The organism is Pseudomonas sp. Ors-4-3C (assembly GCF_055755035.1).
This window is the reverse complement of sequence record NZ_CM146900.1, coordinates 1,690,530-1,716,970: the sequence shown is the minus strand read 5'-3', so window position 1 is coordinate 1,716,970 and position 26,441 is coordinate 1,690,530. Positions and strand designations below refer to the sequence as shown.

The window sequence follows — 26,441 nt, the reverse complement described above, 5'->3', positions numbered from 1 at the left end:
GAGGTGAAACATGCAGGAATGAAGGGGGTTTAGTAAGCAAGCTACTATTTTTGCCATCCCTCCATCGTCCGGGCTGCGAAACCGCTCAAGAATGAAGTATTGTTGTGCCCATCCAAAAAAACGTCAGAAGCCTTGAACCGTTTCGACGGTTGTTCAGTGATAGAGGGTGTCATGGGTAACGAAAGCATCAATTGGGACAAGCTGGGTTTTGACTACATCAAGACCGACAAACGCTATCTGTCGTACTTTCGCAATGGCGAGTGGGACAAAGGCACCCTGACCGAAGACAACGTGCTGCACATCAGCGAAGGCTCGACTGCCCTTCACTATGGCCAGCAGTGCTTCGAAGGTCTGAAGGCTTATCGTTGCAAGGACGGCTCGATCAACCTGTTCCGTCCTGACCAGAACGCCGCGCGCATGCAACGCAGCTGCGCTCGCCTGCTGATGCCGCACGTGTCGACCGAGCAGTTCATCGAAGCGTGCAAGGAAGTGGTTCGCGCCAACGAGCGCTTCATCCCGCCATACGGTACCGGCGGCGCGCTGTACCTGCGTCCGTTCGTGATCGGTGTGGGTGACAACATCGGTGTGCGTACCGCGCCGGAGTTCATCTTCTCAGTGTTCGCGATTCCGGTGGGTGCCTACTTCAAGGGCGGCCTGACGCCGCACAACTTCCAGATTTCCAGCTTCGACCGCGCCGCCCCACAAGGCACCGGTGCGGCCAAGGTCGGTGGCAACTACGCCGCCAGCCTGATGCCGGGCTCTCAGGCCAAGAAAGCGCACTTCGCTGACGCCATCTACCTGGATCCGCTGACCCACAAGAAGATCGAGGAAGTCGGTTCCGCCAACTTCTTCGGGATCACCCACGACAACAAGTTCATCACTCCGAACTCGCCATCCGTGCTGCCGGGCATCACCCGCCTGTCGCTGATCGAACTGGCGAAAACCCGTCTGGGCCTGGAAGTGGTTGAAGGCGACGTGCTGATCGACAAACTGTCGGACTTCAAGGAAGCCGGTGCTTGCGGTACCGCTGCGGTGATCACGCCGATCGGCGGGATCAGCTACAACGACCACCTGCACGTGTTCCACAGCGAAACCGAAGTCGGCCCGGTCACCCAGAAGCTCTACAAAGAGCTCACTGGCGTACAGACCGGCGACATCGAAGCGCCAGCGGGCTGGATCGTCAAGGTTTGATCTGACGGCTGCTGATGCACAAAAGCCCCCCATCAAGTGATTGATGGGGGGCTTTTTCGTAGTGATGATAAAGATCAAAAGATCGCAGCCTTCGGCAGCTCCTACAGATGGAATGCGATACCCATGTAGGAGCTGCCGAAGGCTCGGGCCGCGTTCGGACGATCTTTTGATTTTCTATTTCAACGCAATTCGCTTGCCGCCCCGCGCGGCTATCCCGCTGGCCTGACCATTCTGTTGCTTGCCTGTGCGCGCTTGGGTAATCAATCCGGGAATCAACTCCCCTTCCGGCAGATTCTTCCAGAACCGTACCGGCAAGTGCCCTTGCATCACTTTCTCATTCAACCGCGCCGGGTTGAAGATGTGGCTGTAGTACGTCAGCCACAACTCGCCGTGCGGGTCATCAATGTTCTGTGCCAGTTGCTGCCATTCTACCGGGCACTGGCGCTGATGGATCAGTCGCTCGCCATCGTAATAAACCCCGTCACGCGGCGTGGCGATCAACCAGCGGTGGCGGCCCATGCGTCCGATGAAATGCTCGCTGGCACTGTGCAGGATGTCGTGGGCTGGTTCGTGCCACGCCACATATTGCGGGCCTGGCTGATCCTGCGGGCGTTCGATGAAACGCACGAACGCATGCAAATGGTGGGCTTCGCGCTGCACTTGCTTGATCCGCCGCTGCAGCTCGCTGCCGAGTTTGTCGCCAGCCATCATCGCCGTGCGATCACCATGGCTGACTCGCCACAGCACTTCATACAACAGACTCCAGCGCTGGTCGCCCCGGTAGCGTGCAGCTTGTTCCAGGGTGTCGAGCAATGCACGGGGGATGCGTGCCTGAAACGGCCCCTGCCCCTCCGGCACATGCACGTCACTGGCAAACAGATCGCTCACCCCTTCCGACGCCCAACTCACCAGACTCGGGTCGACTTCATGGCTGAGCAGCCAGCGCGCCTGCTGGCGCCAGGTGTCGAACAGGTCGTCGCAATCGAGATTGATCATCCCCACAACCCCATCTGCTGTGGCTGCGGCCGGTCGCGCAATTGCTGGTAGAGCATCTGGCTGGTGACTTCGGCCTGTTGCGGGTGGTAATCGCTGGTGATGATGAACGGCTTGGCTTTGGCCAGCACACAGCGCATGCGCGCCACGTCTTCATAGCGGATGCGCCGTTGCTGGCGCAATTGCACCAAACGTTCGGTTGTGCGCAGGCCGATGCCGGGAATGCGCGCGATCAGCGCCGGTTCGGCGCGATTCAGATCCAGCGGAAACACTTCGCGATTCTGCAGTGCCCAGGCCAGCTTCGGATCGATATCCAGCGCCAGATTACCCGGGCCTTTGAGCAGCTCATCGGCGCTGTAGCCGTAACTGCGCAAGAGGAAGTCGGCCTGATACAAACGGTGCTCGCGCATCAGCGGTGGCGCGGCCAATGGCACGCTTTTCGGGCTGTCGGGAATCGGGCTGAATGCCGAATAGTAGACCCGGCGCAGGCGGAAATTGCCGTACAAGGCCTGAGCGCCATGCAGGATCGTGCTGTCGTCGGTGTCATCGGCGCCGACGATCATCTGCGTGCTCTGCCCGGCCGGAGCGAATTTCGCCGAGCGCGGCTCGTTGAGCACGGTCTGCTCGCCGGTGTAGATGGTGTGCATCGCCTGTTTGATCGAGCCGATGTGTTTCTCCGGGGCCAGGGTTTGCAGGCTGGCATCGGTGGGCAGTTCGATATTGACGCTGAGACGATCGGCGTACCGTCCGGCCTCCTCGATCAATGCCGGATCGGCCTCGGGAATGGTCTTGAGGTGAATGTAGCCGCGAAACTCATGCTCTTCGCGCAGCAGCTTCGCCACACGCACCAATTGCTCCATGGTGTAGTCCGCCGAGCGGATGATCCCGGAGCTGAGAAACAGTCCGCTGACGCAGTTCCGTCGGTAGAAATCCAGGGTCAACGTCACCACTTCCTCGGGGGTGAAACGTGCACGCGGCACATCGCTGGAGCGGCGGTTGACGCAATACTGGCAGTCGTAGAGGCAGAAGTTGGTCAGGAGGATTTTCAGCAACGATACGCAACGGCCGTCCGGCGTATAGCTGTGGCAGATGCCCATGCCGTCGGTCGAGCCCAACCCGCTCTTGCCCTCGGAGCTGCGCTTGGGCGCACCGCTGCTGGCGCAGGAGGCGTCGTACTTGGCGGCGTCGGCGAGAATGCTGAGCTTGTCGATGAGTTGCATGGCGAAGACTCGATACTGGTTATGCGTACAGTATCGAGTCTATTGGATTGGCACAAGGTGCAAATACAGGATCCTACAAAGGTGCACGGTTACCTGTAGGAACTGCCGCAGGCTGCGATCTTTTGCTCTGCGCGTCTAATGGCAACTCAAGACCAAATCGCATACCCATTTCCTTCCGCCCCGCCACGGTCAGTGCCAACGTCCGACTGTCCAGATCCTGCGTCACCCACTTGCGCTTCAACGCCATTTGCAACAGCGCCGCCCCCAGTGAACCACCCAGATGCGGCCGGCGCATGCTCCAGTCCAGGCACGGGCAGGCAAACTTGCGGCGCAAGGTACTCAAGTCCTGTACCTCAATCCCCAAGCCCGCAAACAACGCCTCGCCACTGTCGCTCAAGCGATAAGCCCGCTCATCGGTTTCCACCAGCCACCCCGCCTCAAGCATACGGTCGTGCAGCAACACCGCCAGCGTTCCGGCCATGTGGTCGTAGCAGGTACGAGCGAATTGCAGGCGATCCGGGGTGTGCGGTTTGAAGATCGGCGCGGCCTTCTGGCCGATCACCATCAACGCTTCCAGCGCCTGGGCCACGCGCTGATCGGCGAGGCTGTAATAGCGATGGCGGCCCTGCACATGCAGGCGCACCAGTGCCAGATCCTTGAGCTTGGCCAAGTGCGCACTGGCGGTGGAGGCGCTGACCTCGGCGACGGCCGCCAATTCCGTGCTGGTGCGGGCGTGGCCGTCCATCAGCGAGCAGAGGATTTTGGTGCGTGCCGGTTCGGCAATAGCGGCGGCCACCTGTGAGACGCCGATGTCTTGATGTTCTGCGTGCATATTTCGCTCCCCGACGAATCGTCGTCGCTGCGAACTGAAGATACTCGCATCACTTTCCCGACGACAAGGCTGTGAACCATGGACCCGATCATCGCTGCGACGCATGCCGATCCCTATCCCTACTACGCCAAACTGCGCGCCGAGGGCGGACTGACTTTTGATCATGGATTGAAACTGTGGGTCGCCAGCAGCGCCCGCGAGGTGAGCGCAGTGCTGACGCATGCCGACTGTCGGGTACGACCGCTGCAGGAACCGGTGCCCAAGGCGATTGCCTCGGGGATGGCCGGCAAGGTCTTCGGGCAGTTGATGCGGATGAACGATGGCGAACGTCAGCGCTGCCCACGCTCTGCGGTGGAACCGGCGCTGCAGTTGATCGATGACAACCTGGTACGCACGCTGGTGGCGGCGCGATTGATGACGGCGGACGCCGATGGCTTATATAAGGTGATGTTTCGCGGCCCGGTGTGCGTGGTCGCGGCGCTGCTCGGCTTCACCCCGGCGCAGGGCCGGGCTATCAGTGAGCTGACCGCGGATTTCGTCGCCTGCCTGTCGCCGCTGAGCAATGACCTGCAACTGGCGGCGGCGCATGCGGCGGCGGAGCAATTGCACGGCTATTTCATCGAGTTGCTGGCCGACGCCGATAGCGTTTTGCTCAAGGCTATCGAGCAGCGATTTGCAGGAGACGAAGAAACCCTGATCGCCAACCTGATCGGTCTCTGTTCGCAGACGTTTGAAGCGACTGCCGGGCTGATCGGCAATGCGCTGATTGCGCTGCGACGTCAGCCCGAATTGCGCGATGCGTCAGTGGATGCACTGTTGGCCGAGGTCCAGCGCTTCGATCCGCCGGTGCAGAACACTCGGCGCTTTGTCGCGCAGACTTGCGAGATCGACGGCGTGCGGCTAGAGGCCGGTGAGGTGATTCTGGTGCTGCTGGCCTCGGCCAACCGCGATCCTTTGTTGAATGCAGAGCCCGAGCGGTTTCTGCTGGATCGTCCTGACCGGCGCAGTTTCAGCTTTGGCAGCGGCCGGCATCAGTGTCCGGGGCAGACGCTGGCGTTGAGCATTGCCGCTGCGACTGTCAGAGAAATCCTTGATCAGGGTGTGAATCTGCAACAACTGACGTGGCATTACCGCCCATCCCTCAATGGGCGGATTCCACTGTTCAGCGCGGTGCAGTCCTAAGCGTTGCGCAGCTCGATGGTCAGGTGCGACAGCTCATGCACCGGCGCCAGCCGTTCGCGAATAGCCTCCGCCGTCACGCCCGCCGCCGCGACCACACTGACAATCGCCGCCCGCGCCTGCGGGCCGACCTGCCAGACATGCAGATCGCTGATGCGCACATCGTCCGAGGTTTCCAGCAGCTCGCGGATCTCCGCCGCCACCGGCTCGTCGGTGGTGTCGAGCAGCACCGCGGCGCTGTCGCGCATCAGGTTGCAGGCCCATTTCGCGATGACAATCGAGCCGACAATACCCATCACCGGATCCAGCCATACCCAACCGAGATAGCGCCCGGCCAGCAACGCGGCAATCGCCAGCACCGAGGTCAGGGCATCGGCCAGTACATGGACGTAGGCCGAGCGCAGGTTGTTGTCGTGATGGTGATGATGATCGTGGCCGTGCGCGTGATCATGCTGATGGCCATGGTCGTGGCCATGATGGCCCATCAGCAGGAAGGCGCTGAGGACGTTTACACCCAACCCGACAATCGCGATCACGGTTGCTTCGCCAAACGCCACAGTGGTCGGTTCGAATAATCGAAAAATCGACTCGCCGGCAATGCCAAGCGACACCAGCCCCAGCACCATCGCCGAGGCAAAACCGGCCAGATCGCCGACCTTACCGGTGCCGAAACTGTAGCGACGGTTGTTGGCGTTGCGCCGGGCGAAACCATACGCTGCGGCGGCGATGCCCAACGCGCCGGCATGCGTTGCCATGTGAAAACCGTCGGCCAGCAAAGCCATGGAACCGGTGAGGTAACCGGCGGCGATCTCGCCGATCATCATCACAAACGTCAGCGCCACCACCCACAAGGTGCGGCGGGCATTTTCATCGTGGGACGCGCCGAGAAACTGGTGATCGTGGCTGAAACGGTCAGCGCTTGGGGTCAGGCTCATGATGCTGGTGCTCTATTTGGAATAACGGCGAATGGCTTGCAGCAGATCTTCGGCGCCCTGGGCACGCTGTTCGTCAGTGAGGTCGGGATGCGCCACGTGCTCACGGGTGTGGGCCTCGATGAACTGCTCCATCAAACCGTTGACCGCCCCGCGAATCGCCGCCACCAGGTGCAAAGTCTTGGCGCAATCGGCATCGCCCTCGAGCGCTTTCTCAACGGCCTGTACCTGGCCGGCAATGCGCCGCACGCGGTTAAGCAGCTCGTCTTTATGTTCATGAATGTGCGACATACCTATACCCCCTACCCCTATATGGCGAGCATAGTCGCCGATGGCTTGGGCAATCGCAAGTTCGGTGAGCATTCAAAGGATGAACGGGAAGCTGAAGGCGGCCTCAATCCCTTTATAGCGGCGAGCCTGCTCCCATGATTGTCCGGTGGTGCGCTCGAGTTCAGCGTCCAACACAAATCCCCCGGTGGGAGCGGGCTTGCTCGCGAAGGCGGTGTGTCTGCTAACAAAGATGCCGGATGTGCCGGCCTCTTCGCGAGCAAGCCCGCTCCCACAATTGTCCGGTGGAGTGCTCAGGTTCATCGCCCATCACAAATCCCCTGAGGGAGCCAGCCTGCTGGCGATGGCGGACTGAAAAACGCAGCATCATTTAGGCATCATCCAGCAGGCTACATCGCCTTGCGCCTTTGCCTACAACTACGCCAGAATCCGCCGGCTTGTGCGGTTTGGGGGGCATCGGTAACTTGATTCGCGTCACTGAATGGTCAGTGATCGGGTTTAGTCGCTCGGTTGTCTCACATTTCGTAAAGCATCCATACATTCAGGCCGCTCGTACGCCTGAACTCAATGGTGGCTGTGCGCAGGGCGCCTTCGGGCGCGCCGGAGATTGTGAGACCACCGGTCGACTAACCTGCGCATAGCTGCCTCTCTCTTCGTTTAGTCGCGATGGTGGGCAGCCTCTATATAAAGGTCTCGCAAATGTTCAAAGTCACACCAAATCCTCCTGAAGCGAACGCAATACCTGACCCGGAATCAACATCCCCCTACTCCGACACCAATTCCAGAAAACTCCACGAAGCCGCCGAACGCGCCCTCGATCACTACCTGAAACCGCAAGCCCCGCCCGAGCGCAAACCCAGCCACATGTTCGTCGTCGCCCCGAACATGGACAACGAAGAACTGCTGGCCCACGCCTGCGAATCCATGGCCTCGGCCAGCATCATGCTCAGCGACTTCGCCGGCCTGCTCGACGCGCCCTACCGCAACACCGTGCTCGGCATCCAGCAAGTAGTCATGCTCGGCGAACTCGCCGTGAACCGCGCCCTCGACAACCTCGAGCCCCCGATCAGCAATTGAAAAAGCGTCCCTGTGGCGAGGGAGCTTGCTCCCGCTCGACTGCACAGCAGTCGAAAATCCGGATCCGAACCGGATCGATGGGGCTTGGGGTCGCTTCGCAACCCAGCGGGAGCAAGCTCCCTCGCCACAAGGAAAACGACGCAAAGGAGAATTTCACATGGCCAATAAACCAGATGCCCACGTCGTCGCCGCATTAGTCGCCATGGGCCTCAACGAACGGGATCGCCGCTGGGCGCAGAACGCATGCCTGGTGTTGTTTGAAAGCGAGCAGGAAACAATTGTGGCCTCGGCCGTGAACGCTCTAGGGAAACTTGATGGGCTTGAAATGGAGGCTGTGCTGCCAGCGCTACAGCGGGTGAAACGCCGATTTCCGTCACTTGTAAAGACAGTGGCTGAGATGCTAGACGCGATGGCAATTGCAGCCTGAGTGATCGCGAAGACGCCCTTTCTGCTATCGAATATCCGAAGGTCAAACCCGAGAAAACAGGCTAACCCATGAAGAGTTACTCACCCGACGCCAAGTGCCTTTTCAAGCGTCTGCTCGCCTGACTGATGCGCACACTTACTCAGTCAAGTCTCAACGATTTACTTAACGGGTGAATAAGTTAATTAAGCGTAAGCGTCCGGGGAAGGCACATTGCGAAGCGCTAAGCTGTAATCCTTTAGGATTGAGGTCTCAGCATGGAATGCCACGTTCGCCCCGCCACGAGCAGAGATGCAGCAGCGATAAGCCGCGTAGTTATCACCACCCTGCGGGAGTCAAATTCACAGGACTATCCGCCTGATGTGATCGCTCAGGTTGAGCAGAGCTTTTATCCTGAAGCCATCACCACACAGCTTACGAAGCGTAAGGTCTTCGTAGCCTTATTGGGCGAAAACATTATCGGTACTGCTGGTCTCGACGGTGATGTCGTCAGAAGTGTTTTCGTTGACCCAGCTCACCAAAAAAGGGGTATCGGGCGGTACTTGATGGATTTCATTCATACAACTGCTGCCAGCGCAGGTATTGGAACTGTACGTGTGCCATCGTCGATTACAGCTGAAAGATTTTATACCGCGTTGGGTTATCAGAAAATCCGCGACGAGTTTCATGGAGCGGAGCGCACCATCGTTATGGAGAAACGGCTGTAGGATTAGCCCAAACTATTTACCCAGTTCTATCCGGCGATCGAGTTATGCAACAAGCAAGGCAAACGCCTTGGCGAGTTCAACCACGTAACTGGGGAACAGATCGATCCCGCAGCCCCCAAAGATCGACCCAAAACAAGGCGAAGGATATTTATGTTTTTTATGGATTAGCGGTTTTCTAAAAGGTGACGTCGAGGATGACGCCTTAAAATATGAGCTGCAGTCAAACCTCAATTCGAGCCTAAGGTTTTGGCTGTCCCAGGCTGGAAGAACCTTGACGAAAGTCCGGATGGCGAATGGCTGCTTACAGAATCCCAAATTCAACAAATTGCCAAAGAACTGAACGAACAGCGACCGACGGAACTTGACCTGTTAATTGGCGTAAGGGGGTAACGTTGACAATGAGCCTCATCTATCAAGACCCATCACTCAGCCATGATGAAGCCATAAGACATCTTGCCAGCGACCTGGACGAGAAAGTCATTTCCGCGCTGGTGTCTATCGGTCTGAATGAAACCGACAGAGCCTGGGCTCAAGACACCTGCCTGAAATATCTCACCAACAAAACCGAAGCGATTGTGGCGTCTGCGGTCACCGCTCTCGGTCATATCGCTCGCCGCCATGGCGAAATGAATACTGAAACCGTCCTGCCCGCGCTCGAAACCGTTCAGAGGAAGTTCCCTGCTCTGAAGGGCATCATTGAGGACACGCTTGACGATATCGACACATTCACCTGACCCGTCAAACGAACACTCAAACTACAGAGATTGGGATGAGGGTCCCCGCCCCTCATCCGGACAGCTTCGACACTTGTTCCTCTCAATCCTCCCGCGTCAAAACCTCCAACAACTCAATCTCGAACACCAGATTCGAATGTGGCGGAATCTTGCCCATCGTCCGCTCGCCATAGCCCAGATGCGCCGGCACCAGCAGTTTGCGCTTGCCGCCCACTTGCATCCCCATCAGCCCCTGATCCCAGCCCTTGATCACACGGCCGGTGCCAATCACGCACTGGAAAGGTTTGCCTCGGCTGTGGGAAGAGTCGAACTCGCTGCCGTCTTCCAGCCAGCCGGTGTAGTGGGTGGTGATCAGCGCGCCTTTGACGGCAGCCTTGCCCTCGCCCACCTGAAGATCGATTACCTGCAGTTCATCATTCATGACATTCACTCTATTGTTCAGCTGGCCGCCGTTTTCCCAGAAATGTCGGCTGTTCGCAACTCATTGACGAAAATTGGCGCTGTATCCGAAGTGACTGACAACCCATTAAGATAGCCAACCGCCATTACTTCACGGATCGATTCTTCATGCTGGCAGTTCCCGAATGACTTACCTCTGGATCAGCCTTGCCCTTGGCGTTGTCATGATTGGATTGATCGTCGTCTTGATCTGGCGCGAGCGCGGTTTGCGTAAGCAACTGGACGAATACCGCGAGTTGCTGACCCGCGCCGCCGAACGGCAGAACATCCACCAGGACGGTGACGCCGAGCGTTTCAAACGCAGCCAATATTTTGCGCGGATCGGCACTTGGGATTGGGAAGTCGACACCGATCGGCTGTACTGGTCAGACGCGATCTACGGCATGTTCGGGTTCAAGATCGGCGAGATCACGCCGTCTTATGCGCTGTTCTGCTCCTGCGTGCACCCGGACGACCGCGTCAGAGTGCGCGACGGTGAGTTGCGTTGCCTGGAGACCGGTGAAAACCACGATGAGGAATACCGCGTGGTCTGGCCCGACGGTACGATTCGCTGGCTGCGCGAGACTGGTAATGTGGTGCGCAACGACCACGACGCGGTGATCAAGATGATGGGCGTGGTGCGCGACATTACCGAGGAGAAAGCCTCGGCGAGTTACCTCCAGCACCTCGCCCACTTCGATCCGTTGACCGGTCTGCCCAATCGTCTGGTGCTCGAAGAGCGTTTATCCGAAGCACTGGAACAGGCGCGCCGCAGCCTGACCCGAGTGGCACTGGTGTTTATCGATCTCAACGGTTTCAAGGCGATCAACGACCACTACGGTCATGCCGCCGGCGACCGCGTGCTGATCACCACTGCGACTCGTCTGAAACGCATCCTGCGCGCCACCGACACCGTCGCGCGGATTGGCGGCGACGAATTCGTGGTAATCCTGCAAGGTCTGGCCCCGAGCCTCAACCTGCAGGACGAAGCCCGCAGCATCTGTCAGAAAATTTTCATCGAACTGTCCCCACCGATCAGCATCGGCAACGACCAGCGCCATGTCGGTACCAGCCTTGGGGTCGCGGTGTTTCCGGACCATGCGCCAACCATGGATCGGCTGCTGCACATTGCCGATCTGGCGATGTATGAGGCCAAGCGCAGTGGGAATAATCAGTATCGTTTGGGGGGCGAGAGCCCTGCACGGATGCATGCGCAGGGCCTTTGAGTCCGGTGATTAACGCTCGACAGGCTGCATCTCAACGATGGTGCCGTTAGTGATCATGACCATCACGTACTTATCGTTGATCTGCACCCATTGCGCCTGATCGACCGGGGCTTTCAAGCCTTTCTGCTTCCAGTTTTTCAATGCTTTGTCGCTGCGCTGATAAATGTCTGGTGCCCGGTCGTTGACCTTCAACTCGCGGTCGCTGGTCGGCGACTGGACAGCCTGTTCGCTTGAGGTTTGCGCCGCTTGAACAAGTGGGCTGATCCCGGCAATGCCGGCAACGAGGGCCAGACTGGCGATTAGGGTTTTGCTGTTCATCGGTGAACCTCCTTCAGATGGGTTTTGCCTGTACTCCGACTGCTGAGTCAGGGAATCATTCCTTGTTTTTTGCCTGGGCTGGTTGGGGGATTGTAGTTAGTAGACAGCCGCCTTCGCGAGCAAGCGCACTCCCAGAGGATCCGGGCTCAACAGCGCGCTTTTGCGCTAACATGCCGCGCAAAATCCCGCCGAGTGAATAAGGACATCACCGTGAACACCTATCTTGTCGTCAATCTGGTTTGGCTTGGACTCTGCGCTTTCTACTGCATGTACTTGTTCAACTCGCTGGTTGCCCGACGCAATGAAATCAAAAACGCCTTCGCGCAGGTTGAAGTCCAGCTAAAGCGCCGCTACGACCTGATCCCCAATCTGGTGGCCATTGCCAAAGGCTACCTTGCCCATGAGCGGGAAACCCTCGAGGCCGTGATTGCTGCGCGCAATGCCGCAGTGGCCGGGCTTGAAGCCGCAAAGGCGCAACCGGGCAGTGCAAAAAATATCGAACAGCTAGGCCTGGTCGACAGCACATTCTGCAACGCGGTGGAGCGACTGACTCTGACGATAGAGGCATATCCCGAACTCAAGTCTTCGCAAAACATGCAGCAACTCAGCGAAGAATTGAGCAGCACTGAAAACAGAGTCAGTTTTGCGCGTCAGGCCTACAACGATGCGGTGTTGAACTACAACACGCTCAAGCAGAGTTTTCCGGCGCTGCTGCTGGCCCCCAGCTTCGGCCACGGCAGCGACGCGGCGCCGCTGAAATTCGCTGACACGCTGGCGATCAAGGTTGCTCCGAAAATCTCCTTCTGATCCTCTCAGTCCACGGATGGCTTCATGAATTTCTTTGAACAACAACGCCGGGCGCGCCACCAGACTGCCTTGCTCATCGTGCTGATGATCATCGCAGTGCTCTGCCTGATCGCTCTTACCAGCATGCCGTTTATCATTGGCGTGTTTGATGGCCAGCATGACAGCGAGGCCAAGTCCAAAGCCCTGCACACCACAGGTGTAGTCGCCATGATCGTTTCGGGCATCGTATTGCTCGGCAGTCTGTTCAAGTTTTTTCAACTGTTGGGCGGCGGCAAGGTGATCGCGGAAAAGCTTGGCGGGCGTCCGATCAACGACAACATGCGCACACCGGATGAGCGCCGACTGATGAACGTGGTCGAGGAAATGGCGCTGGCCTCCGGCGTCACCGTGCCAGCGGTGTATCTGCTACCCGACGAAACCATCAATGCGTTCGCGGCGGGTTTCAACCCCAAGGATGCGGTGATCGGTGTCACCCAAGGCGCTATGTCACTGCTGACGCGCGAGGAGCTGCAAGGGGTGATCGCTCATGAGTTCAGCCATATTTACAACGGCGACATGTTGCTCAACACCCGATTGGTGGCAACTGTGCACGGAATTCTGGTGGTAGGTCTGACCGGTGCTTATTTACTATTTGGCCTGACCAAGTCGAAGAAAAGTAAGAAGAAAGATGACGAGTATTTTTGGCTTTTGGTGGGCATGAGCATGGGCGTGGTGTTGTGCGTGGCCGGTTTTATCGGCAGCTTCTTTGCCAACGTGATCAAGGCTGCCGTGAGTCGACAACGCGAATTCCTCGCTGACGCCAGCGCTGTGCAATTCACCCGCAACCCGCAAGGCATTGCCGGCGCTCTGAAAAAGATCGGCAGCCAGGGGTCTACCCTGAGTTCGCCACGGGCCAAGGAGTTCAGCCATCTGTATTTCAGCGCCGGCTCGAAAACATTCTTCAAGAGCCTGTTCGCTACGCATCCTGACCTGAGTGAACGCATACGGCGGATTGATCCGCAGTGGGACGGCCAATTTACTGAGCCGCCCGCGCAGTAACCGCCAGCACGCCTGAACACGATGCGACAGGCGCACCCGACATCTTCCGGACTTTACGATGAATTTCTTCCAGCAACAGCGCCAGGCCAAGCGCCGCTCGGTGCTGCTCGTTATTTTGATGGGCCTCGCTGTACTCAGTCTGATCCTCATGTCGTGCTTGCTGATGACGCTGCCGGTTTCCGACGGCGACGGCAATACGGTCATGGACCTTGAGTTAAGCTGGGAAATGTTCACCGCCGTTTCGGTGGTGGTGACAAGCATTGTGCTGGTCGGCGGCCTGGTCAAATACGCCGAATTATCGGCCGGCGGCAAAGTGGTCGCACGTCGGCTGGGTGGACGTCTGATCAATCACAGCGCGCAAACTCTGGAAGAGCAGCGCCTGGTCAATGTGGTAGAGGAAATGGCCCTCGCGTCCGGCACCGTCGTGCCTTCGGTATACCTGTTGCCGGACTTGGCTATCAATGCATTTGCCGCAGGTTTCACTCCGCAAGACGCGGTCATTGGCGTGACGCAGGGCGCGATCAACCTACTGTCGCGCGATGAGCTGCAAGGTGTGATCGCCCACGAGTTCAGTCACATCTACAACGGGGACATGCGTTTGAACACGCGCCTGGTAGCAGTTGTCCACGGCATCCTGGTGATCGGCCTGACTGGCAGCTTCATTTTGCGCGGCATGGATGACGTGCGTCGCTCCCCAGTCAATCGCACTCAACCGGCCATCCTCACCGTGATGTTTGGCACCGTGCTGTGCATCGTCGGGTATGGCGGAACCGTATTCGGCAATCTCATTAAGGCGGCAGTCAGCCGGCAGCGCGAATTCCTCGCCGATGCAACGGCGGTGCAGTACACCCGCGATCCACAAAGCATTGCCGGCGCACTGAAGAAGATCGGCGGCTACGCGTTGGGCGCGAAGATCAACGCGGCGCGCGCCGCCGAGTTCAGCCATCTCTATTTCGGTTCGGGCACTTCAAGCTTTGACTTGATGTCCAGTCATCCGGATCTGAGCGAGCGTATTCGTCGCATCGATGCCAGTTGGGATGGCACGTTCGTGAAAATTGCCGCGCCGCCGCAGGACTCAATGGTGGCCAGAGCCGTGCTGCCGGTACCGGATGCCTTCAGCGGCGTGCCGGACACAGCGATGTCTGTGGTGTACGACATGAACGCCGTGCAGGCATCCGTGGCCGCTATCGGTGCGCCACGCGCCGAACATCTGATCGAAGCGCGCCGGGTGCTGGAGCATATTCCACAAAAGCTCAAACTTGCGGCACGCAGTACCGATAGCGCTCAAGCGCTGGTCTACGGCCTATTGTTATCGCGCTCCGACTCGCTGCGGGCGCTGCAATTATCTCTGCTGGAGTCGAGCCTCGACCGCACGCTGTTCAACACCCTCAATGCCATGCGCGAGCAGCTGTCACTACTCAATCCTGGCCTGCGCCTGCCGTTGCTGGATCTGCTGATTCCCAGCCTGAAGCGCCTTGGCAAGAAACCTTTCGCGACGATGAAGCAGAACATGAACCTGCTGATTGACGCCGATAACGAAACCGAGCTGCTGGAGTGGACACTGCTGCACATCGTCGAACGCAATGTCGAGGGCGCGCCAGCGGTTCAGTTCAAGTTCGGTTTGTTCCAGTGCGCCGAACAACTGCTGGTGCTGCTGAATGCGATGGCGCGCGCCGGTCAGCAGAATCAGCAAGTGGCGTTGCAGGCGCTGTACTTTGCCTGGGAGGGATTGCCGTTCGAGCGACCGTCGGAATTACCGGTCGAACTTGAGGATCTGCAAGGGCTCGAAGCCGCAATCAAACGCCTGCGCCACTTAATGCCAGAAGAACGGCCTGCCCTGCTCAATGCCATGACCCGCTGTGTGATGCATGACGGGGTGATCACTGTGGCGGAAGCCGAGTTGTTTCGTGCGGTGGCGGATCTGCTCGACTGCCCGCTGCCACCCTTTCTGATCACAGAGCCCGACACGGGAACGAGCAGGAATGCGAGTGCAAGCTAAACGGCCGGCACTTCCAGCATTCTCTTTATCTGACACAACGCTTTCGCGAGCAAGCTCGCTCCCACAGGGGCAGTTGGTGGTTACAAGGTTTGCAGTCAACCTGGAAACTTGTGGGAGCGGGCTTGCTCGCGAAGAGGTCGGCACATTCACTGTTTCATCGCCTGAGCCAGAGCCATCGCGAGCAGGCTCACTCCTACAGATTAGGCTGTGTTCCAAAGGATTGATCCGCTCTGCACATCAATCCATGCCAACAATGCAATTAACATCCTGTAACACCTGCGCGACCATCCGCCGCAATAACAACCGTGCGCCGCTTCCACGTCGCGCACGTCATAAAAGCGGTGGAGTTCTTTTCTATGACAGCCTCAATCCCACACGGCGGCTCGCGGGCCGGCGCCATTTTCCGGGTGACCTCGGGCAACTTCCTCGAACAGTTCGACTTCTTTCTGTTCGGCTTCTACGCCACGCAGATTGCGGCGGTGTTCTTCCCGGCGAGCAGTGAGTTCGCTTCCCTGATGATGACCTTTGCCGTATTCGGCGCAGGCTTTCTGATGCGTCCGCTGGGGGCGATTGTGCTCGGCGCGTACATCGATGATGTCGGTCGCCGCAAAGGTCTGATCGTCACCCTGTCGATCATGGCCAGCGGTACGATCCTGATCGTGCTGGTGCCCGGATACGAAACCATTGGTCTGTTCGCGCCCGCGCTGGTGTTGATCGGGCGGCTGTTGCAAGGCTTCTCCGCCGGTGCGGAATTGGGCGGTGTTTCGGTGTACTTGTCGGAAATCGCCACCCCTGGCCGCAAGGGCTTTTTCACGGCTTGGCAGTCGGCCAGTCAGCAAGTGGCGATCATCGTCGCGGCAGCCTTGGGCTTCGCCCTGAACGCGTGGATGGCACCGGATATGATTGCCGATTGGGGCTGGCGGATTCCGTTTTTCGTCGGCTGCATGATCGTGCCGTTCATCTTCCTGCTGCGCCGCAACCTGGCGGAAACCGAAGAGTTCGCCGCGCGCAAACACCGTCCGAGCATGAAAGAAGTGTTCCGCACCCTCGGCCAGAACTGGGTGGTGGTGCTCGGCGGCATGCTGATGGTCGCGCTGACCACCACCGCGTTCTACCTGATCACCGTGTACGCGCCGACGTTCGGTAAAACCGTGCTGCACCTGAGCACTTCCGATGCGCTGCTGGTGACTTTGCTGGTGGGGGTTTCGAACTTCTTCTGGCTGCCGATTGGCGGCATGTTGTCCGACCGTATCGGCCGGCGTCCGGTGTTGATCGCCATGTCGCTGCTGGCCCTGGCCACGACTTATCCGGCGCTGTCGTACCTGGTGCAGGCACCGAGTTTCAGCCACATGCTGCTGTCGCTGTTGTGGCTGTCGTTCATCTACGGCATGTACAACGGCGCGATGATTCCGGCGCTGACCGAGATCATGCCGGTGGAGGTGCGGGTGGCCGGTTTTTCCTTGGCTTACAGCCTGGCGACCGCAATTTTCGGTGGTTTCACTCCGGCGATGTCGACCTTCCTGATCCAGTACACCGGCGACAAGGCAGCGCCGGGTTACTGGATGAGCGTCGGCGCACTGTGTGCGTTGTGCGCCACGTTGTACCTCTATCGCCGCGCAGGCGGCCGTTTGCAACCGGTTGCCGCCTAAGGAGCAATCACCTTGAAAAAACTGATCAATTTCAGCGCCATCGCCCTCTTCGCTTTCAGCGCCCTGGCCCATGCTGAACAGCTGAACGTGATGACGTCGGGCGGCTTCACCGCCGCCTACAAAATCCTCGGCCCGAAATTCGCGGCCGCCACCGGCAATACCCTCGATACCCAGCTCGGTCCGTCGATGGGCAAAGCCCCGGAAGCGATCCCCAACCGCCTCGCCCGCGGTGAGCACGCCGACGTGGTGATCATGGTCGGCTACGCCCTCGATGACCTGATCAAACAAGGCAAGGTCGACCCGGCCTCGCGGGTCGAACTGGCGGATTCGCGGATCGGTCTGGTGGTGCGTGAAGGCGCGCCGAAGCCGGACATCAGCAACGTCGAAAGCCTGAAGAAAACCCTGCTCGACGCAAAATCGGTGGCCTACTCCGACAGCGCCAGCGGCGTGTACATCGAGAAGGAGCTGTTCAAGAAACTCGGCGTCGAGGATCAACTGAAACCGAAAGCGAAGATGATCCCGAAAATCCCGGTGGGTTCGGTGGTCGCCACGGGCGATTATCAACTGGGCTTCCAGCAGGTCAGCGAATTGCTGCCGGTGCCAGGGGTGAGTTTTGTCGGCAAGATTCCGGAGTCGGTGCAGTCGGTGACCCGCTTCGCCGCCGGCATCCCGGTCGGCGCGCAGCATCCAAAAGAAGCCAAGGCCTTGCTCGACTACCTCGCCGCACCTGCCGCCCAGGCTGACGTGCAAGCCACCGGACTGGATTCGGTCAAGCGCTGATCGTCGGCGGCTGGACTTTCATTTCCACCACCAGCCGTTCCAGCTCCAGTGCTGCCGGGGTCAACGTACGATCCCGGCGCTTGATGATGCCGACACTGCGCATCACCTGCGGATCGGTCAGCGGCACCCGGGTCAGGATCGGATGATCCGGCCCGGGCATCGCCATCAGCGGCACCGCCGCCACCCCTAGCCCCGCCTCCACCAGCCCAATCATCGTGGTCACATGCCGTGTCTCGCAGATGCTCGGGCGTTGCGGCACGACGCCGCTCAAGGCCTGATCGAGCAGAAAACGGTTGCCCGAAGTCTTGTCGAGCGAAATGTAATCCTGCTGATAGAACTCGTCCCAGGTCACGCTGCTGCGTCCGGCCAACGGGTGATCGCGACGACAGGCGACCACGTAGCTTTCCTGCACCAGCGGTTCGAATTCGACTTTGGCCTCCTGGGTCCCCATGAAACTCAAACCGAAATCCGCCTCGCCGTTGACCACTGCGCTGAGCACGTCGTGGGCACTGGAATCGAGGACTTTGACTTTGATACGCGGGAATTGCTGGTGATAGCGGGCGACCACTCGCGGCATGAAGTAGTACGCCGCCGAAGGCACGCAGGCCACGGTGACATGACCGAGCCGGGTCGAAGCCACTTCGCTGATGCCCAGCAACGCCACGTCCAGGTCATCGAGCAAACGCTCGACGCTGGGCATGAAGCCGCGCCCGGCCTGGGTCAGGCTAACCTTGCGCGTGGTGCGTTCGAACAGTTTTACACCGAGGGCGTCTTCGAGCTTTTCGATACGTCGGCTCAGGGCCGGTTGAGACAGGCGCACAGTGTCGGCGGCCTTGCGGAAACTGCCCTGTTCGACCACAGCGCGAAAGGCTTGCAGGTCGTTGAGGTCGAAGTTGATGGCCATGGCGGGACTCGGAGAGACTGATTCGCAGAGGCTATCAATGTAACCAATTGATGCGGTTTTTTACACAACCCGTTCCGTTGAAAATTGCCGCTGGATGGCAGCAAGGTTGCGCCGCCGAATCCAGCCGCTGGCCAGACGAATCAACAGCCAGTAAGGGGTAAACAGCATTTTGCTGCGCGTGGTGGCGCAATACACGAACGTTTCGGTGCGCAGCGTACGCCTGCCTTGAGGATGTTCGACGACCTGAAAACGCAGCACCAGTTTGGCTACGTGTGGGTCATCCAGGACTTTGAATGCTTGAGCGTCAGCGATGTGACCGGTCTTCAGATCAGGGCGCCAGAAGCGTCCGGCCAGGCCTAGAGACACTTCAGTCGAAGTGCGTTCGAGCAAGGTGAAAGCGTCAAAGCCGAACGGCGCAGTTTCCTGCGGCACTGTTCGGTCGCCAAACGTGCGCAGTATTTTCCCCGGCAGTTCGCGCAGGGACAGCAGCGCATCGACGACGCGGTCATCGCGCATGTTCAGCGCGCAAACTGCGGCGATGATGGCCTCGGGTTGCGCACGAATCGGGCCTGACTCATGGCGCTCGTGAAACTGGAACAGCGGAAGAAACGGCGAAGGATATTCCCATAGCAGATTGTCCTTGCGCCCGATGATGCCCAGTGCGTTGCAGAAGGTGCGGCTCATGACAGCTGTCTCGTTCGATCAGTCGATTTGAACCCGGGCACGGCAGCTTTGCGGGTGGATGCGGGCATCGCCGCGAAGCTGCCGTGTATTGCTTTATTCAGGCTTGCAAACGCTCACTGACTGCCTGAGCGATTTTTTCCGGTACATCGCAAGGCGCCACGGCGACAGTCTGGCGCAGGTCCGCCTTCAACGCGCCCCACGATAACCCGGCGCCGAAACCGCACAGCACAACGTGTTCAGCCTGCGGCGTACCCATCGCGGCGTGGCGCGACAACACGATCGGAATCGAGGTGGAGCTGGTGTTGCCGACGCCATCGATGTCGACCGGCATTTTCTCCGCCGCCACCCCAATCATCCGCCGCAGGTAGTTGAGCATGAACTCGTTCGCCTGATGCAGCACCAGCAAGTCCAGCGTAACCGGACTCAACCCCGTGGCATCGAGCAAGGCCTTGACGGTCTGCGGTACCCGGTTCAGGGCAAAGTTCATCACCGCCGTGCCGTCCATCTGCAAGCGCTGGATAGTCGCGCAGACCGGATTGCCCTCCTCTCTGGCGTAGGCAATGTCGGACTGCAGCGCAGTACCGCCGCTGCCGTCGGCGCCGCAGATGAATTCGAATTTGCCTTCACCCGCTTCCAGCAAGGTCGCCGAAGCGGCGTCACCAAAGAGCATTTTCACGTGACGGTCGCGCTCGTCGAGGATCCGCGTGGTGACGTCGCCAGTGCACAGCAGGATCTTCTTGCAGGCGCCAGAGGAGATCAGCGCGCCCGCCTGGACCAGCGCACTGATGTAGCCGGAGCAGCCAGCGGCCACGTTCAGCACCAGACAATGCTGTGGCAGGCCAAGCGCCTGCTGCACCACGAAACCGACACCCGGCACCCAGGAATCCGGGGTCTGGGTCACCACGATCAAACCATCGATCTCCTCTGCCGCAGCATGCCCTTGATCGAGCAGGTTGCGGCACGCGGCGATGATCAGATCGGAGGTGTGCAGGGTTCTGGTTTCGCGGATCGAATGGATGCCGGTGCTCTTGGCGATGCGCTCAACTTCCTTGGCGCCGAACAGTTCGGCGAAGTCCGCCTCGGTCACCCGCCGCTCAGGCAGTGCCGCCGTGACCGCACGGATGGCGACGCCCTCAATGGTCAGCAGGCTCATGCGGCGTCCTTGATTTTCCCGTCGATCAGATCGAACAGATCCTGCACCGTGACCACGCGCTCGATCTCCTCGCCCGACACGCTCACACCGACTTGTTCGAACACCAGCGCGATAATCCCGATTCGCGCCATCGAGTCCCAGTTCTCGCTGTTTTCCAGCACGGTTTCACCGCGCAGTTCGGCCGGCGAAATGAACAGGATTTCAGCGATGCTTTCGCGCATTTTTACCAGATCAACCATTTGTCATTTCCTTATAACGTGATGAGTAAACCGGTCTCACGACTGGGCGAGAACGCCGGGGTGACGCATTTTCTTGAAACGGCTGGTGTACAGCGGGGTCTCGGCAATGGAGACCACCCTGGGCAGTTGCTCCTGCGCCAGGACACCGCGAACGTGTTGATACAAGCGAACCTTGAACGCCTCCAGCGCCTCCGGCTCGATCAGCGTGAACCGCGCGGCAACGATCTGCCCGAGCAGCGGATTCGGCTGCGCGTAGACGACCACGTCGGAGACGTTTTCCAGGCCCATCAGCACGCTTTCCACGTGCGACGGAAACACCTTCTTGCCGCCGACATTGATCAGATCGACCGCCCGCCCGGTCACCCGAAAGTAGCCTGCATGTTCCTCGGCCAGATCGTGGGTGATCAGGTAGCCATCGCTCGACAGGTCACCGGCACTGGCCAGGTAGCCGAGCATGTTGGTCGCCCCGCGCACCTGCAAAATGCCGTCGACCACCCGCAGGCTGTAGTTCGGATCGTCGATCTTCATCCACGCGCTGTCACCGTCCTTGCTGCGACATGGCAGCACGCCGATTTCCGACATCCCGTACAACTGCTGCAACTGCACTTGTGGCAGCAGGCTGGCAATGCGCTGAATCGCTTGCGGTGAACTCGGCTCCGAGCCGAAATAGATGCGCTCCAGGCTACGGGTGTCCCACTTCTGGAAGACGCCGGTGACCGTCGCCAGATTGAGCAGCGTCGGCGATACATGCAGGGTCTGCACATTGAACGATTCGATGCAGCGACCGACCTCTTGCGGCGAGCGCTCCTTGGGCAGGATCAACGTGCCGTGGGTAGCCAGCGCCTGCAGAACCGTGACCAGGCCGCCGATGTGATCGAACAGTAAAAACGCCAGAATCGCGCCGCAACGCTCAGCACTCAGGTAGCGCTCGAAGAACGGCGAAATGGCATGCACCACGCCTTTGGCCGGACCTGTCGAACCTGAGGAAAACACGATGAAACCGGCCTGACGGCGCGACAGCAGGCCGTCGACGGTCGGCGGCACCCGACTGTTGTCGTGACGGATCACCGCAAACTCCGGCGCGCCGCCGATCACGGAAAACCGTGCCCCCGCAGCGCCCGCCAGATTCGCCAGTTGCTCCTCGTCCCTGGGTACGGAAAGCGCGACCACGTTGTTGTGCAGCCACAGCGCGAACAGCATGCACACGCTGTTGAAGCTGTAGTTGTCGACCAGCAACACACTCGAATCGCGCACGGATTTTGCCGCCAGCTCTTCGCCGTAGGCGGTTATCTGCTGATGCAACTGATCATAGGTAAAGCGCCCCTCATCGCTGACAATCGCCGCTTGGTTGCCGGCGCTTTGCAGATGAGCCAAAAATTCTTCAACTTGCATACACACCCCGTCGTTCGATCAAACCGCTTGAGTTTGTGCTTGCGCCGCCGACAGCCGATCCATGATGTAGGCGATCAGCGTGCCCAGCGTGGCAAACGGTGTGGCGGTGTCGGGCAGGTCGGTGGTATCGGCCAGACGCACGTCGACGCCCAGCTGGCTGCGCAGCTTTTCCTCGACATCGACGATGATCGAAACCAGGGTCAGGGAGTCGATGCTGCCGTCCACACCATAGAGGCGGCTGTCTTCCCCACGGGACAAATCGATCGGGGTGCTCAACAACAGATCCTGTTGCCGAACGGCTGACTCGGTCAGCGCTTTGACTTGATTGAACATTCCAACATTCCTTTATTGGCTGATGCAGATCCCTGCGTTCACTACGCTTGGGACAATGGCGGGTGCGCTTTCTGGTGATCGGCCAGCGCCGTGCGCATGTCGACGAAGATTCCGCTCTTGATCCCGTAAGCCTCGGGCGCGTCAATCACCGCCAGGATGTCTTTTGCACGTTGCGCGGGCGACACCATGTAGCCGGGCGCCAGGGCGCGTTGTTGCAGCGACTTGAGGTCGGCGAAGTCAGCGGTGCGCTGGCTGAAACTCACCTGCCGCGACAAACCGGTGTCGACGTTGCACAGGCCGAGTACGGCAAAAAAGATCTCCGGGTTTTCTTCGGCGTAGACGCCGGCCAATGCCGCCAGCGCGGCTTTCGACAGGCTGTACGGCAGCGTACCCGCGCGAAAGCGCACGCCAGCCATCGAGGCCGACAGCACGCAGGTCGCCGGCCGCTGGGCCGAAGACAACATCAGATCGAGAATGGCCTTGTTGGCCAGCACATTGACGTTGAGCACATGCTGCAATTCGTCCAGGGTGAAGTCACCGCCACGTCCCGGCACGTTGCCGCTGACCCCGGCATTGAGGAAAAACCGGTCGACGCCTTGCTCCAGAACCTCGGCAAAGTTGTCCTTGAACAGCTCGCCCATCTCACTCGGCCGCGAGAGATCGAACGGCCGAAAACGGAAATTCGGATGGTCCATCAGTGCATAGGGCTGACGCCGTGCGGTGCCAAAAACCGTATGGCCGTTTTGCAAATGCAGCTGCGCCAGCGCCTCGCCGATACCGCTGCTCACACCGGTGATGAACACCCGGTGTTTGCCCTTCTCGCGCGAGCCAGCGCCGGGATTGCGTTTGACCGTGTGCATCAGAATTTACCGGCGGAGAAGCCGCCGTCTACCGGCATTACGGTGCCAGTGACAAACGAAGAGGCATCACTGAGCAGCCACAGGATCGCGGCAGAGATTTCACCGGGATTGGCGAAGCGCTTCATCGCCGTGACCTGCAACTTGTGCCTGGTGGATTCCGGATTGGCTTTCAGGCGTTCCTCGGAGTTCATGCCGCCCAGCGTCGGGCCCGGGCACACGGCGTTGACGCGAATCGAATGCCGCTCAGGCAAAGCCTCTTCAGCGCATTCAATCGCGCAGACCTGGGTCAGCATGTTCAGCGCAGCCTTGCTGGTGGAATAGGCGCTTTGCCTGGCAACCCCCAGCAGACCGGCGCAGGACGAGACGTTCACGATCGAGCCACCCGCATGCTTCGAGATCAGATTGGTCTCGTGCTTGAGCAGCAGCAGCGGGCCCAGCAGGTTGATCTCCAGCACGCGTTTCCAGTCAGGGAAATCCATGTCGCGGATCGGTGCATGTCTGGAGGTGACGCCGGCATTGTTCACGGCCAGATCGAGTCGGCCGTGTTTGTCATTGATGATACGGAACAGCTCGATGACCGAGGCTTCGTCGGTGACGTCACTTTTGATGAACGTGCAGTTGTCGCCGAGGCGACTTTGCGCCGTCAGGCCGTCATCTTCGTTGCGGCCGGTGATGTAGCAGATGCAGCCGGCTTCGATGAGTTTCTGGCTGACATCGAAACCGATCCCGCGTGTGCCCCCGACAACAAGGGCGATCTTGGCGGTGAAGTTCATTTCAGGTTTTCCTCGTAGTGCTGTTGTAGTTGTTCTGGCCGTCGATAGTCAGGATTGACGCAGCAGTAGACGCGCTCGGCCATCGGTTCTTTTTTGTCGCGAAAACAAAAGGCATCGCCTCGACAGCGGTTGACCTGATCCGCTCGCCCCGCCAGTTGCTTGGCGACAAAGTGGTTGTCGGCGAGCATGGCGCGGCCGAAGCCGACAAAATCGGCATCGCCGCTGGCGATGATTTCGTTGGCTTGCGCCACGTCTGCCACCGAGCCGGTAAACCCCAGCGGAATGCGCACGAAGCGTTTCAGATAGCGGCAGCCCTCCCGCGACATGGCCAAGGCTTGTTCGGTGTTCTTGAAAAAGAAGCGGAAGGTCTCGCTGATACCCAGCGAGCAGGTAATCGCTGCGACCCCGCTGGCTTCCAGCGCCGCGACGACGTCACCCAACAGCGCCGCGTGCTGGCCTTCTTCACCGAGGCCGTCGTCCATGCCCAGGCGCACGGTGACGGCCACTTTGTGGTCGGTGGCCTGGCGAATGCCTTCGACAATCGCCAGCAGCAACCTGGCGCGCTTGAGCGGCGTACCGCCCCAGTCGTCCTCGCGTTGATTGGTCTTTGGCGAGAGAAAGCTGCTGATCAAATAGCCGTTGGACGCCTGCAACTGAATCAGCGTGGCGCCGGCCTGTTGCGCATAACGGGCGGCAGCGCAGAACTGCTCGATGCAGCGCTGAATCTGCGCCTCTGACATCGCCACTGCCCGTGCCTGGGGATGGGCACTGAGCACTGTCGGCGAGGCGATACCGCTGGGCGTCAGAATGATCCCTTGCTTCGACGGCAAAGACTGCGGCCCGTAATGCTGCAATTGCACCCCCAGCGGAAAACCACGCTCCCGTGCCGCTTCAAACAGCGGCCGCAGGGCCTGCGCGTGGGCTGCCGAAGTCAGGCGCAGACCGCGGCTGTTGTACCGCGCATCGGCGTCCACGCTGGCATTGCCGAGAAAACCGAAGCCGGCGCCGCCGTCCATCAAGGCTTGATAAACCGAAAAAAACGCCGGCAGCGGAAAGCCGTGTTCGTCACACAGATCCATGCCGAGCGAAGAAAAATACAGTCGGTTTTTCGCCACTGCATGCGCGCCGAAATGCAGCGCCTGGGTGGCCGCCTGCACGCTTGGGTGTTCTTTGCTCATTGCTTCAGCGCCGCCAGCGCCGGCTCATCGAGGTGAACAAAGCCGCGCTTGATCATGTCGCTGATCACCTGCAGGCCGCTGAAATCCACCTCGGCAAACTCCCACGACGCATGCTCGCCCTGTCCGGCACGACGGATGCTGGCGGTGAAGCTCAGCTTGCCTTCGTAGACGATGTGCAGAGTGACCGGGTCGGGCAGATCCGCCGTGGTCGTTACGCAACCGGTCTTGCCCAGGCCCAACAGTTGTACCTGGGCCTTGCGCCCCTGCTGGTCGCTGACCGTGCAGGCCAGCTTCGACGGCTGCAGCGGTGCAAACCAGTCATTGGAGTAGATGAAGATATTGCGGGTCTTTTCGAACAGCGGCATGTCGATCACCGTGGCCTTGGTATCGACCGTGGCGAACAGCGTCTGGCGCTGATAGAACGCAACCCGCAGATGGATTTTCTTCGGCGACGTGGCATCGCTCGGGGTCATGTTGTCGACCACCAGTTCGATCGGGTACATCAGCTCGGCGTAGGCGAAGAAGCTCGCGTTCAGCTCATTGACGCTGACGGTGACGGCGCCGCGTGCATGATCGGTGTGATGGTACAAATGGTGATAGACCGCCTGACGCGCCGCTTCGATGAACATCGTCCCCGGCACATGTTCGTGCGCCTTGCGATAGAAGAAGTAGTTGTCGGCGTTATTGATCAAGCGAAATGAACTAGCGCGGCGGATCGGCGCGATCGATTCGCACAGGGCAGCGACGGCAAACTCCAGGCTGTCGATCCTTGCTTCAGCCGATTCCAGTTGCGCGGCGACGATCTGGTAAGGCAGCGCTCGCACCTGGTTCCATTCATCATCGGCACCGACGCCGTCCATCCGGCTCTTCTTCTGCAGCACGGGCGCAATCTCGAAGCGCCGCTGCGGGTTGGCGCCCGCGACGTAATTGCGCACCAACGGGTTGTGCCCATTGGCCTCGATCAGTGCTTCGTTCACATACAGCGGCAATGCGTCTCTCGGTGCACAAATCAAAACGTCGTCAGCCGAACCCTTGTGCAGAAGGTCGGGGGAAATGCTGTCGTTATTCATCATGGTCAGCTCATCTCGGTAGT

General features: G+C 59.5%; 30 protein-coding genes. 13 read left to right on the top strand and 17 right to left on the bottom strand.

The window, feature by feature from the left end:
• Positions 1-171: 171 nt before the first annotated feature.
• A complete protein-coding gene (locus tag ACVHNU_RS07800) occupies positions 172-1,191 on the top strand; it encodes a branched-chain amino acid aminotransferase (RefSeq protein ID WP_003223996.1) in 1,020 nt (339 codons plus the stop codon).
• 174 nt (positions 1,192-1,365) lie between these two features.
• Here ACVHNU_RS07800 and ACVHNU_RS07795 read toward each other — a convergent pair whose 3' ends face one another.
• The 3 genes from ACVHNU_RS07795 to ACVHNU_RS07785 form a co-directional block, all read right to left on the bottom strand.
• The gene (locus ACVHNU_RS07795) at positions 1,366-2,187 is read right to left on the bottom strand and encodes a TIGR03915 family putative DNA repair protein (RefSeq protein WP_003223995.1); all 822 of its coding nucleotides are present in this window, start codon (positions 2,185-2,187) and stop codon (positions 1,366-1,368) included.
• Positions 2,184-3,404: a putative DNA modification/repair radical SAM protein gene (locus ACVHNU_RS07790; protein ID WP_338801506.1), complete on the bottom strand. Its 1,221-nt coding sequence runs from the start codon at positions 3,402-3,404 to the stop codon at positions 2,184-2,186. The genes ACVHNU_RS07795 and ACVHNU_RS07790 overlap by 4 nt, the downstream gene beginning before the upstream one ends.
• Before the next feature lie 73 nt (positions 3,405-3,477).
• Positions 3,478-4,236 (bottom strand): ArsR/SmtB family transcription factor, encoded by a 759-nt coding sequence (locus ACVHNU_RS07785; RefSeq protein WP_473019369.1) that lies wholly within the window; start codon positions 4,234-4,236, stop codon positions 3,478-3,480.
• Positions 4,237-4,314: 78 nt separating this feature from the next.
• On the opposite strand from ACVHNU_RS07785, the gene ACVHNU_RS07780 reads away from it, so the two are divergent.
• Positions 4,315-5,418 (top strand): cytochrome P450, encoded by a 1,104-nt coding sequence (locus tag ACVHNU_RS07780; protein WP_473019368.1) that lies wholly within the window; start codon positions 4,315-4,317, stop codon positions 5,416-5,418.
• On the opposite strand, the gene dmeF is transcribed toward ACVHNU_RS07780, so the two are convergent.
• Positions 5,415-6,350 (bottom strand): CDF family Co(II)/Ni(II) efflux transporter DmeF, encoded by a 936-nt coding sequence (dmeF, locus tag ACVHNU_RS07775; RefSeq protein ID WP_473019367.1) that lies wholly within the window; start codon positions 6,348-6,350, stop codon positions 5,415-5,417. The genes ACVHNU_RS07780 and dmeF overlap by 4 nt on opposite strands.
• 12 nt (positions 6,351-6,362) lie before the next feature.
• The gene (locus ACVHNU_RS07770; RefSeq protein WP_003223990.1) at positions 6,363-6,638 is read right to left on the bottom strand and encodes a metal/formaldehyde-sensitive transcriptional repressor; all 276 of its coding nucleotides are present in this window, start codon (positions 6,636-6,638) and stop codon (positions 6,363-6,365) included.
• A gap of 696 nt (positions 6,639-7,334) precedes the next feature.
• Between ACVHNU_RS07770 and ACVHNU_RS07765 the strand changes: the two genes are divergently transcribed.
• From ACVHNU_RS07765 to ACVHNU_RS07745, 5 genes are all read left to right on the top strand, one after another.
• On the top strand, positions 7,335-7,712 hold the full coding sequence (locus ACVHNU_RS07765) for a DUF6124 family protein (RefSeq protein ID WP_400506970.1): 378 nt from the start codon (positions 7,335-7,337) through the stop codon (positions 7,710-7,712).
• Between the two features lie 157 nt (positions 7,713-7,869).
• Positions 7,870-8,139, top strand: a complete 270-nt coding sequence (locus tag ACVHNU_RS07760) for a hypothetical protein (protein ID WP_473019366.1) — start codon at positions 7,870-7,872, stop codon at positions 8,137-8,139.
• 254 nt (positions 8,140-8,393) lie between these two features.
• On the top strand, positions 8,394-8,843 hold the full coding sequence (locus ACVHNU_RS07755; protein ID WP_003223986.1) for a GNAT family N-acetyltransferase: 450 nt from the start codon (positions 8,394-8,396) through the stop codon (positions 8,841-8,843).
• 246 nt (positions 8,844-9,089) lie between these two features.
• Positions 9,090-9,233, top strand: a complete 144-nt coding sequence (locus tag ACVHNU_RS07750) for a pyocin S6 family toxin immunity protein (protein ID WP_473019365.1) — start codon at positions 9,090-9,092, stop codon at positions 9,231-9,233.
• Positions 9,234-9,241: 8 nt separating this feature from the next.
• Positions 9,242-9,577 (top strand): hypothetical protein, encoded by a 336-nt coding sequence (locus ACVHNU_RS07745; RefSeq protein ID WP_473019364.1) that lies wholly within the window; start codon positions 9,242-9,244, stop codon positions 9,575-9,577.
• 82 nt (positions 9,578-9,659) lie between these two features.
• Here the strand turns inward: ACVHNU_RS07745 and ACVHNU_RS07740 are convergent, their stop codons facing one another.
• Positions 9,660-9,998, bottom strand: coding sequence for an FKBP-type peptidyl-prolyl cis-trans isomerase (locus ACVHNU_RS07740; RefSeq protein WP_003223982.1), 339 nt, complete (start codon positions 9,996-9,998; stop codon positions 9,660-9,662).
• A gap of 163 nt (positions 9,999-10,161) precedes the next feature.
• On the opposite strand from ACVHNU_RS07740, the gene ACVHNU_RS07735 reads away from it, so the two are divergent.
• The gene (locus ACVHNU_RS07735; protein WP_473019363.1) at positions 10,162-11,241 is read left to right on the top strand and encodes a diguanylate cyclase domain-containing protein; all 1,080 of its coding nucleotides are present in this window, start codon (positions 10,162-10,164) and stop codon (positions 11,239-11,241) included.
• A gap of 9 nt (positions 11,242-11,250) precedes the next feature.
• Here the strand turns inward: ACVHNU_RS07735 and ACVHNU_RS07730 are convergent, their stop codons facing one another.
• Complete coding sequence (locus ACVHNU_RS07730) at positions 11,251-11,559, bottom strand: RcnB family protein (protein ID WP_003223974.1); 309 nt, start codon at positions 11,557-11,559, stop codon at positions 11,251-11,253.
• A 210-nt stretch (positions 11,560-11,769) separates the two neighbouring features.
• Here ACVHNU_RS07730 and ACVHNU_RS07725 point away from each other — a divergent pair, with 210 nt between their 5' ends.
• The 5 genes from ACVHNU_RS07725 (at position 11,770) to ACVHNU_RS07705 (ending at position 17,832) form a co-directional block, all read left to right on the top strand.
• On the top strand, positions 11,770-12,366 hold the full coding sequence (locus tag ACVHNU_RS07725; RefSeq protein WP_473019362.1) for a LemA family protein: 597 nt from the start codon (positions 11,770-11,772) through the stop codon (positions 12,364-12,366).
• A gap of 24 nt (positions 12,367-12,390) precedes the next feature.
• On the top strand, positions 12,391-13,404 hold the full coding sequence (locus ACVHNU_RS07720) for a M48 family metallopeptidase (protein ID WP_473019361.1): 1,014 nt from the start codon (positions 12,391-12,393) through the stop codon (positions 13,402-13,404).
• 58 nt (positions 13,405-13,462) lie between these two features.
• Positions 13,463-15,403 carry a M48 family metallopeptidase gene (locus ACVHNU_RS07715; RefSeq protein ID WP_473019360.1) on the top strand — a complete coding sequence of 647 codons (1,941 nt, stop codon included), beginning with the start codon at positions 13,463-13,465 and terminating at the stop codon, positions 15,401-15,403.
• A 356-nt stretch (positions 15,404-15,759) separates the two neighbouring features.
• The gene (gene tcuC, locus ACVHNU_RS07710; RefSeq protein ID WP_473019359.1) at positions 15,760-17,052 is read left to right on the top strand and encodes a tricarballylate/proton symporter TcuC; all 1,293 of its coding nucleotides are present in this window, start codon (positions 15,760-15,762) and stop codon (positions 17,050-17,052) included.
• A 12-nt stretch (positions 17,053-17,064) separates the two neighbouring features.
• Entirely contained in the window at positions 17,065-17,832 is a 768-nt protein-coding gene (locus tag ACVHNU_RS07705; protein WP_473019358.1) for a substrate-binding domain-containing protein, read from the top strand.
• Here ACVHNU_RS07705 and ACVHNU_RS07700 read toward each other — a convergent pair.
• The 10 genes from ACVHNU_RS07700 to ACVHNU_RS07655 form a co-directional block, all read right to left on the bottom strand.
• A complete protein-coding gene (locus ACVHNU_RS07700; protein WP_025111506.1) occupies positions 17,822-18,736 on the bottom strand; it encodes a LysR family transcriptional regulator in 915 nt (304 codons plus the stop codon). The genes ACVHNU_RS07705 and ACVHNU_RS07700 overlap by 11 nt on opposite strands.
• Before the next feature lie 60 nt (positions 18,737-18,796).
• Entirely contained in the window at positions 18,797-19,420 is a 624-nt protein-coding gene (locus ACVHNU_RS07695) for a hypothetical protein (protein ID WP_473019357.1), read from the bottom strand.
• A 97-nt stretch (positions 19,421-19,517) separates the two neighbouring features.
• Complete coding sequence (locus tag ACVHNU_RS07690) at positions 19,518-20,573, bottom strand: ketoacyl-ACP synthase III (RefSeq protein ID WP_473019356.1); 1,056 nt, start codon at positions 20,571-20,573, stop codon at positions 19,518-19,520.
• A complete protein-coding gene (locus tag ACVHNU_RS07685) occupies positions 20,570-20,812 on the bottom strand; it encodes an acyl carrier protein (protein ID WP_473019355.1) in 243 nt (80 codons plus the stop codon). The genes ACVHNU_RS07690 and ACVHNU_RS07685 overlap by 4 nt, the downstream gene beginning before the upstream one ends.
• A gap of 36 nt (positions 20,813-20,848) precedes the next feature.
• Positions 20,849-22,204 (bottom strand): long-chain fatty acid--CoA ligase, encoded by a 1,356-nt coding sequence (locus tag ACVHNU_RS07680; RefSeq protein ID WP_473019354.1) that lies wholly within the window; start codon positions 22,202-22,204, stop codon positions 20,849-20,851.
• 18 nt (positions 22,205-22,222) lie between these two features.
• Complete coding sequence (locus tag ACVHNU_RS07675; RefSeq protein ID WP_473019353.1) at positions 22,223-22,537, bottom strand: hypothetical protein; 315 nt, start codon at positions 22,535-22,537, stop codon at positions 22,223-22,225.
• A gap of 41 nt (positions 22,538-22,578) precedes the next feature.
• The gene (locus ACVHNU_RS07670) at positions 22,579-23,397 is read right to left on the bottom strand and encodes an SDR family oxidoreductase (protein ID WP_103484690.1); all 819 of its coding nucleotides are present in this window, start codon (positions 23,395-23,397) and stop codon (positions 22,579-22,581) included.
• Positions 23,397-24,170 carry an SDR family NAD(P)-dependent oxidoreductase gene (locus ACVHNU_RS07665; protein WP_003223958.1) on the bottom strand — a complete coding sequence of 258 codons (774 nt, stop codon included), beginning with the start codon at positions 24,168-24,170 and terminating at the stop codon, positions 23,397-23,399. Before ACVHNU_RS07665 ends, ACVHNU_RS07670 begins: the two co-directional genes overlap by 1 nt.
• Positions 24,167-25,348, bottom strand: coding sequence for an oxidoreductase (locus ACVHNU_RS07660; RefSeq protein WP_473019352.1), 1,182 nt, complete (start codon positions 25,346-25,348; stop codon positions 24,167-24,169). Before ACVHNU_RS07660 ends, ACVHNU_RS07665 begins: the two co-directional genes overlap by 4 nt.
• Positions 25,345-26,421, bottom strand: a complete 1,077-nt coding sequence (locus tag ACVHNU_RS07655) for an AfsA-related hotdog domain-containing protein (protein WP_473019351.1) — start codon at positions 26,419-26,421, stop codon at positions 25,345-25,347. Before ACVHNU_RS07655 ends, ACVHNU_RS07660 begins: the two co-directional genes overlap by 4 nt.
• Between the last annotated feature and the right edge of the window lie 20 nt (positions 26,422-26,441).

Excerpts from the sequence above, each read along its gene's own strand:
- ACVHNU_RS07800 (WP_003223996.1), top strand. The coding sequence starts at position 172 with ATGGGTAACGAAAGCATCAATTGGGACAAGCTGGGTTTTGACTACATC.
- ACVHNU_RS07795 (WP_003223995.1), bottom strand. The coding sequence starts at position 2,187 with ATGATCAATCTCGATTGCGACGACCTGTTCGACACCTGGCGCCAGCAG.
- ACVHNU_RS07790 (WP_338801506.1), bottom strand. The coding sequence starts at position 3,404 with ATGCAACTCATCGACAAGCTCAGCATTCTCGCCGACGCCGCCAAGTAC.
- ACVHNU_RS07785 (WP_473019369.1), bottom strand. The coding sequence starts at position 4,236 with ATGCACGCAGAACATCAAGACATCGGCGTCTCACAGGTGGCCGCCGCT.
- ACVHNU_RS07780 (WP_473019368.1), top strand. The coding sequence starts at position 4,315 with ATGGACCCGATCATCGCTGCGACGCATGCCGATCCCTATCCCTACTAC.
- dmeF (WP_473019367.1), bottom strand. The coding sequence starts at position 6,350 with ATGAGCCTGACCCCAAGCGCTGACCGTTTCAGCCACGATCACCAGTTT.
- ACVHNU_RS07770 (WP_003223990.1), bottom strand. The coding sequence starts at position 6,638 with ATGTCGCACATTCATGAACATAAAGACGAGCTGCTTAACCGCGTGCGG.
- ACVHNU_RS07765 (WP_400506970.1), top strand. The coding sequence starts at position 7,335 with ATGTTCAAAGTCACACCAAATCCTCCTGAAGCGAACGCAATACCTGAC.
- ACVHNU_RS07760 (WP_473019366.1), top strand. The coding sequence starts at position 7,870 with ATGGCCAATAAACCAGATGCCCACGTCGTCGCCGCATTAGTCGCCATG.
- ACVHNU_RS07755 (WP_003223986.1), top strand. The coding sequence starts at position 8,394 with ATGGAATGCCACGTTCGCCCCGCCACGAGCAGAGATGCAGCAGCGATA.
- ACVHNU_RS07745 (WP_473019364.1), top strand. The coding sequence starts at position 9,242 with ATGAGCCTCATCTATCAAGACCCATCACTCAGCCATGATGAAGCCATA.
- ACVHNU_RS07740 (WP_003223982.1), bottom strand. The coding sequence starts at position 9,998 with ATGAATGATGAACTGCAGGTAATCGATCTTCAGGTGGGCGAGGGCAAG.
- ACVHNU_RS07735 (WP_473019363.1), top strand. The coding sequence starts at position 10,162 with ATGACTTACCTCTGGATCAGCCTTGCCCTTGGCGTTGTCATGATTGGA.
- ACVHNU_RS07730 (WP_003223974.1), bottom strand. The coding sequence starts at position 11,559 with ATGAACAGCAAAACCCTAATCGCCAGTCTGGCCCTCGTTGCCGGCATT.
- ACVHNU_RS07720 (WP_473019361.1), top strand. The coding sequence starts at position 12,391 with ATGAATTTCTTTGAACAACAACGCCGGGCGCGCCACCAGACTGCCTTG.
- ACVHNU_RS07715 (WP_473019360.1), top strand. The coding sequence starts at position 13,463 with ATGAATTTCTTCCAGCAACAGCGCCAGGCCAAGCGCCGCTCGGTGCTG.
- tcuC (WP_473019359.1), top strand. The coding sequence starts at position 15,760 with ATGACAGCCTCAATCCCACACGGCGGCTCGCGGGCCGGCGCCATTTTC.
- ACVHNU_RS07700 (WP_025111506.1), bottom strand. The coding sequence starts at position 18,736 with ATGGCCATCAACTTCGACCTCAACGACCTGCAAGCCTTTCGCGCTGTG.
- ACVHNU_RS07695 (WP_473019357.1), bottom strand. The coding sequence starts at position 19,420 with ATGAGCCGCACCTTCTGCAACGCACTGGGCATCATCGGGCGCAAGGAC.
- ACVHNU_RS07690 (WP_473019356.1), bottom strand. The coding sequence starts at position 20,573 with ATGAGCCTGCTGACCATTGAGGGCGTCGCCATCCGTGCGGTCACGGCG.
- ACVHNU_RS07685 (WP_473019355.1), bottom strand. The coding sequence starts at position 20,812 with ATGGTTGATCTGGTAAAAATGCGCGAAAGCATCGCTGAAATCCTGTTC.
- ACVHNU_RS07680 (WP_473019354.1), bottom strand. The coding sequence starts at position 22,204 with ATGCAAGTTGAAGAATTTTTGGCTCATCTGCAAAGCGCCGGCAACCAA.
- ACVHNU_RS07675 (WP_473019353.1), bottom strand. The coding sequence starts at position 22,537 with ATGTTCAATCAAGTCAAAGCGCTGACCGAGTCAGCCGTTCGGCAACAG.
- ACVHNU_RS07670 (WP_103484690.1), bottom strand. The coding sequence starts at position 23,397 with ATGCACACGGTCAAACGCAATCCCGGCGCTGGCTCGCGCGAGAAGGGC.
- ACVHNU_RS07665 (WP_003223958.1), bottom strand. The coding sequence starts at position 24,170 with ATGAACTTCACCGCCAAGATCGCCCTTGTTGTCGGGGGCACACGCGGG.
- ACVHNU_RS07660 (WP_473019352.1), bottom strand. The coding sequence starts at position 25,348 with ATGAGCAAAGAACACCCAAGCGTGCAGGCGGCCACCCAGGCGCTGCAT.
- ACVHNU_RS07655 (WP_473019351.1), bottom strand. The coding sequence starts at position 26,421 with ATGATGAATAACGACAGCATTTCCCCCGACCTTCTGCACAAGGGTTCG.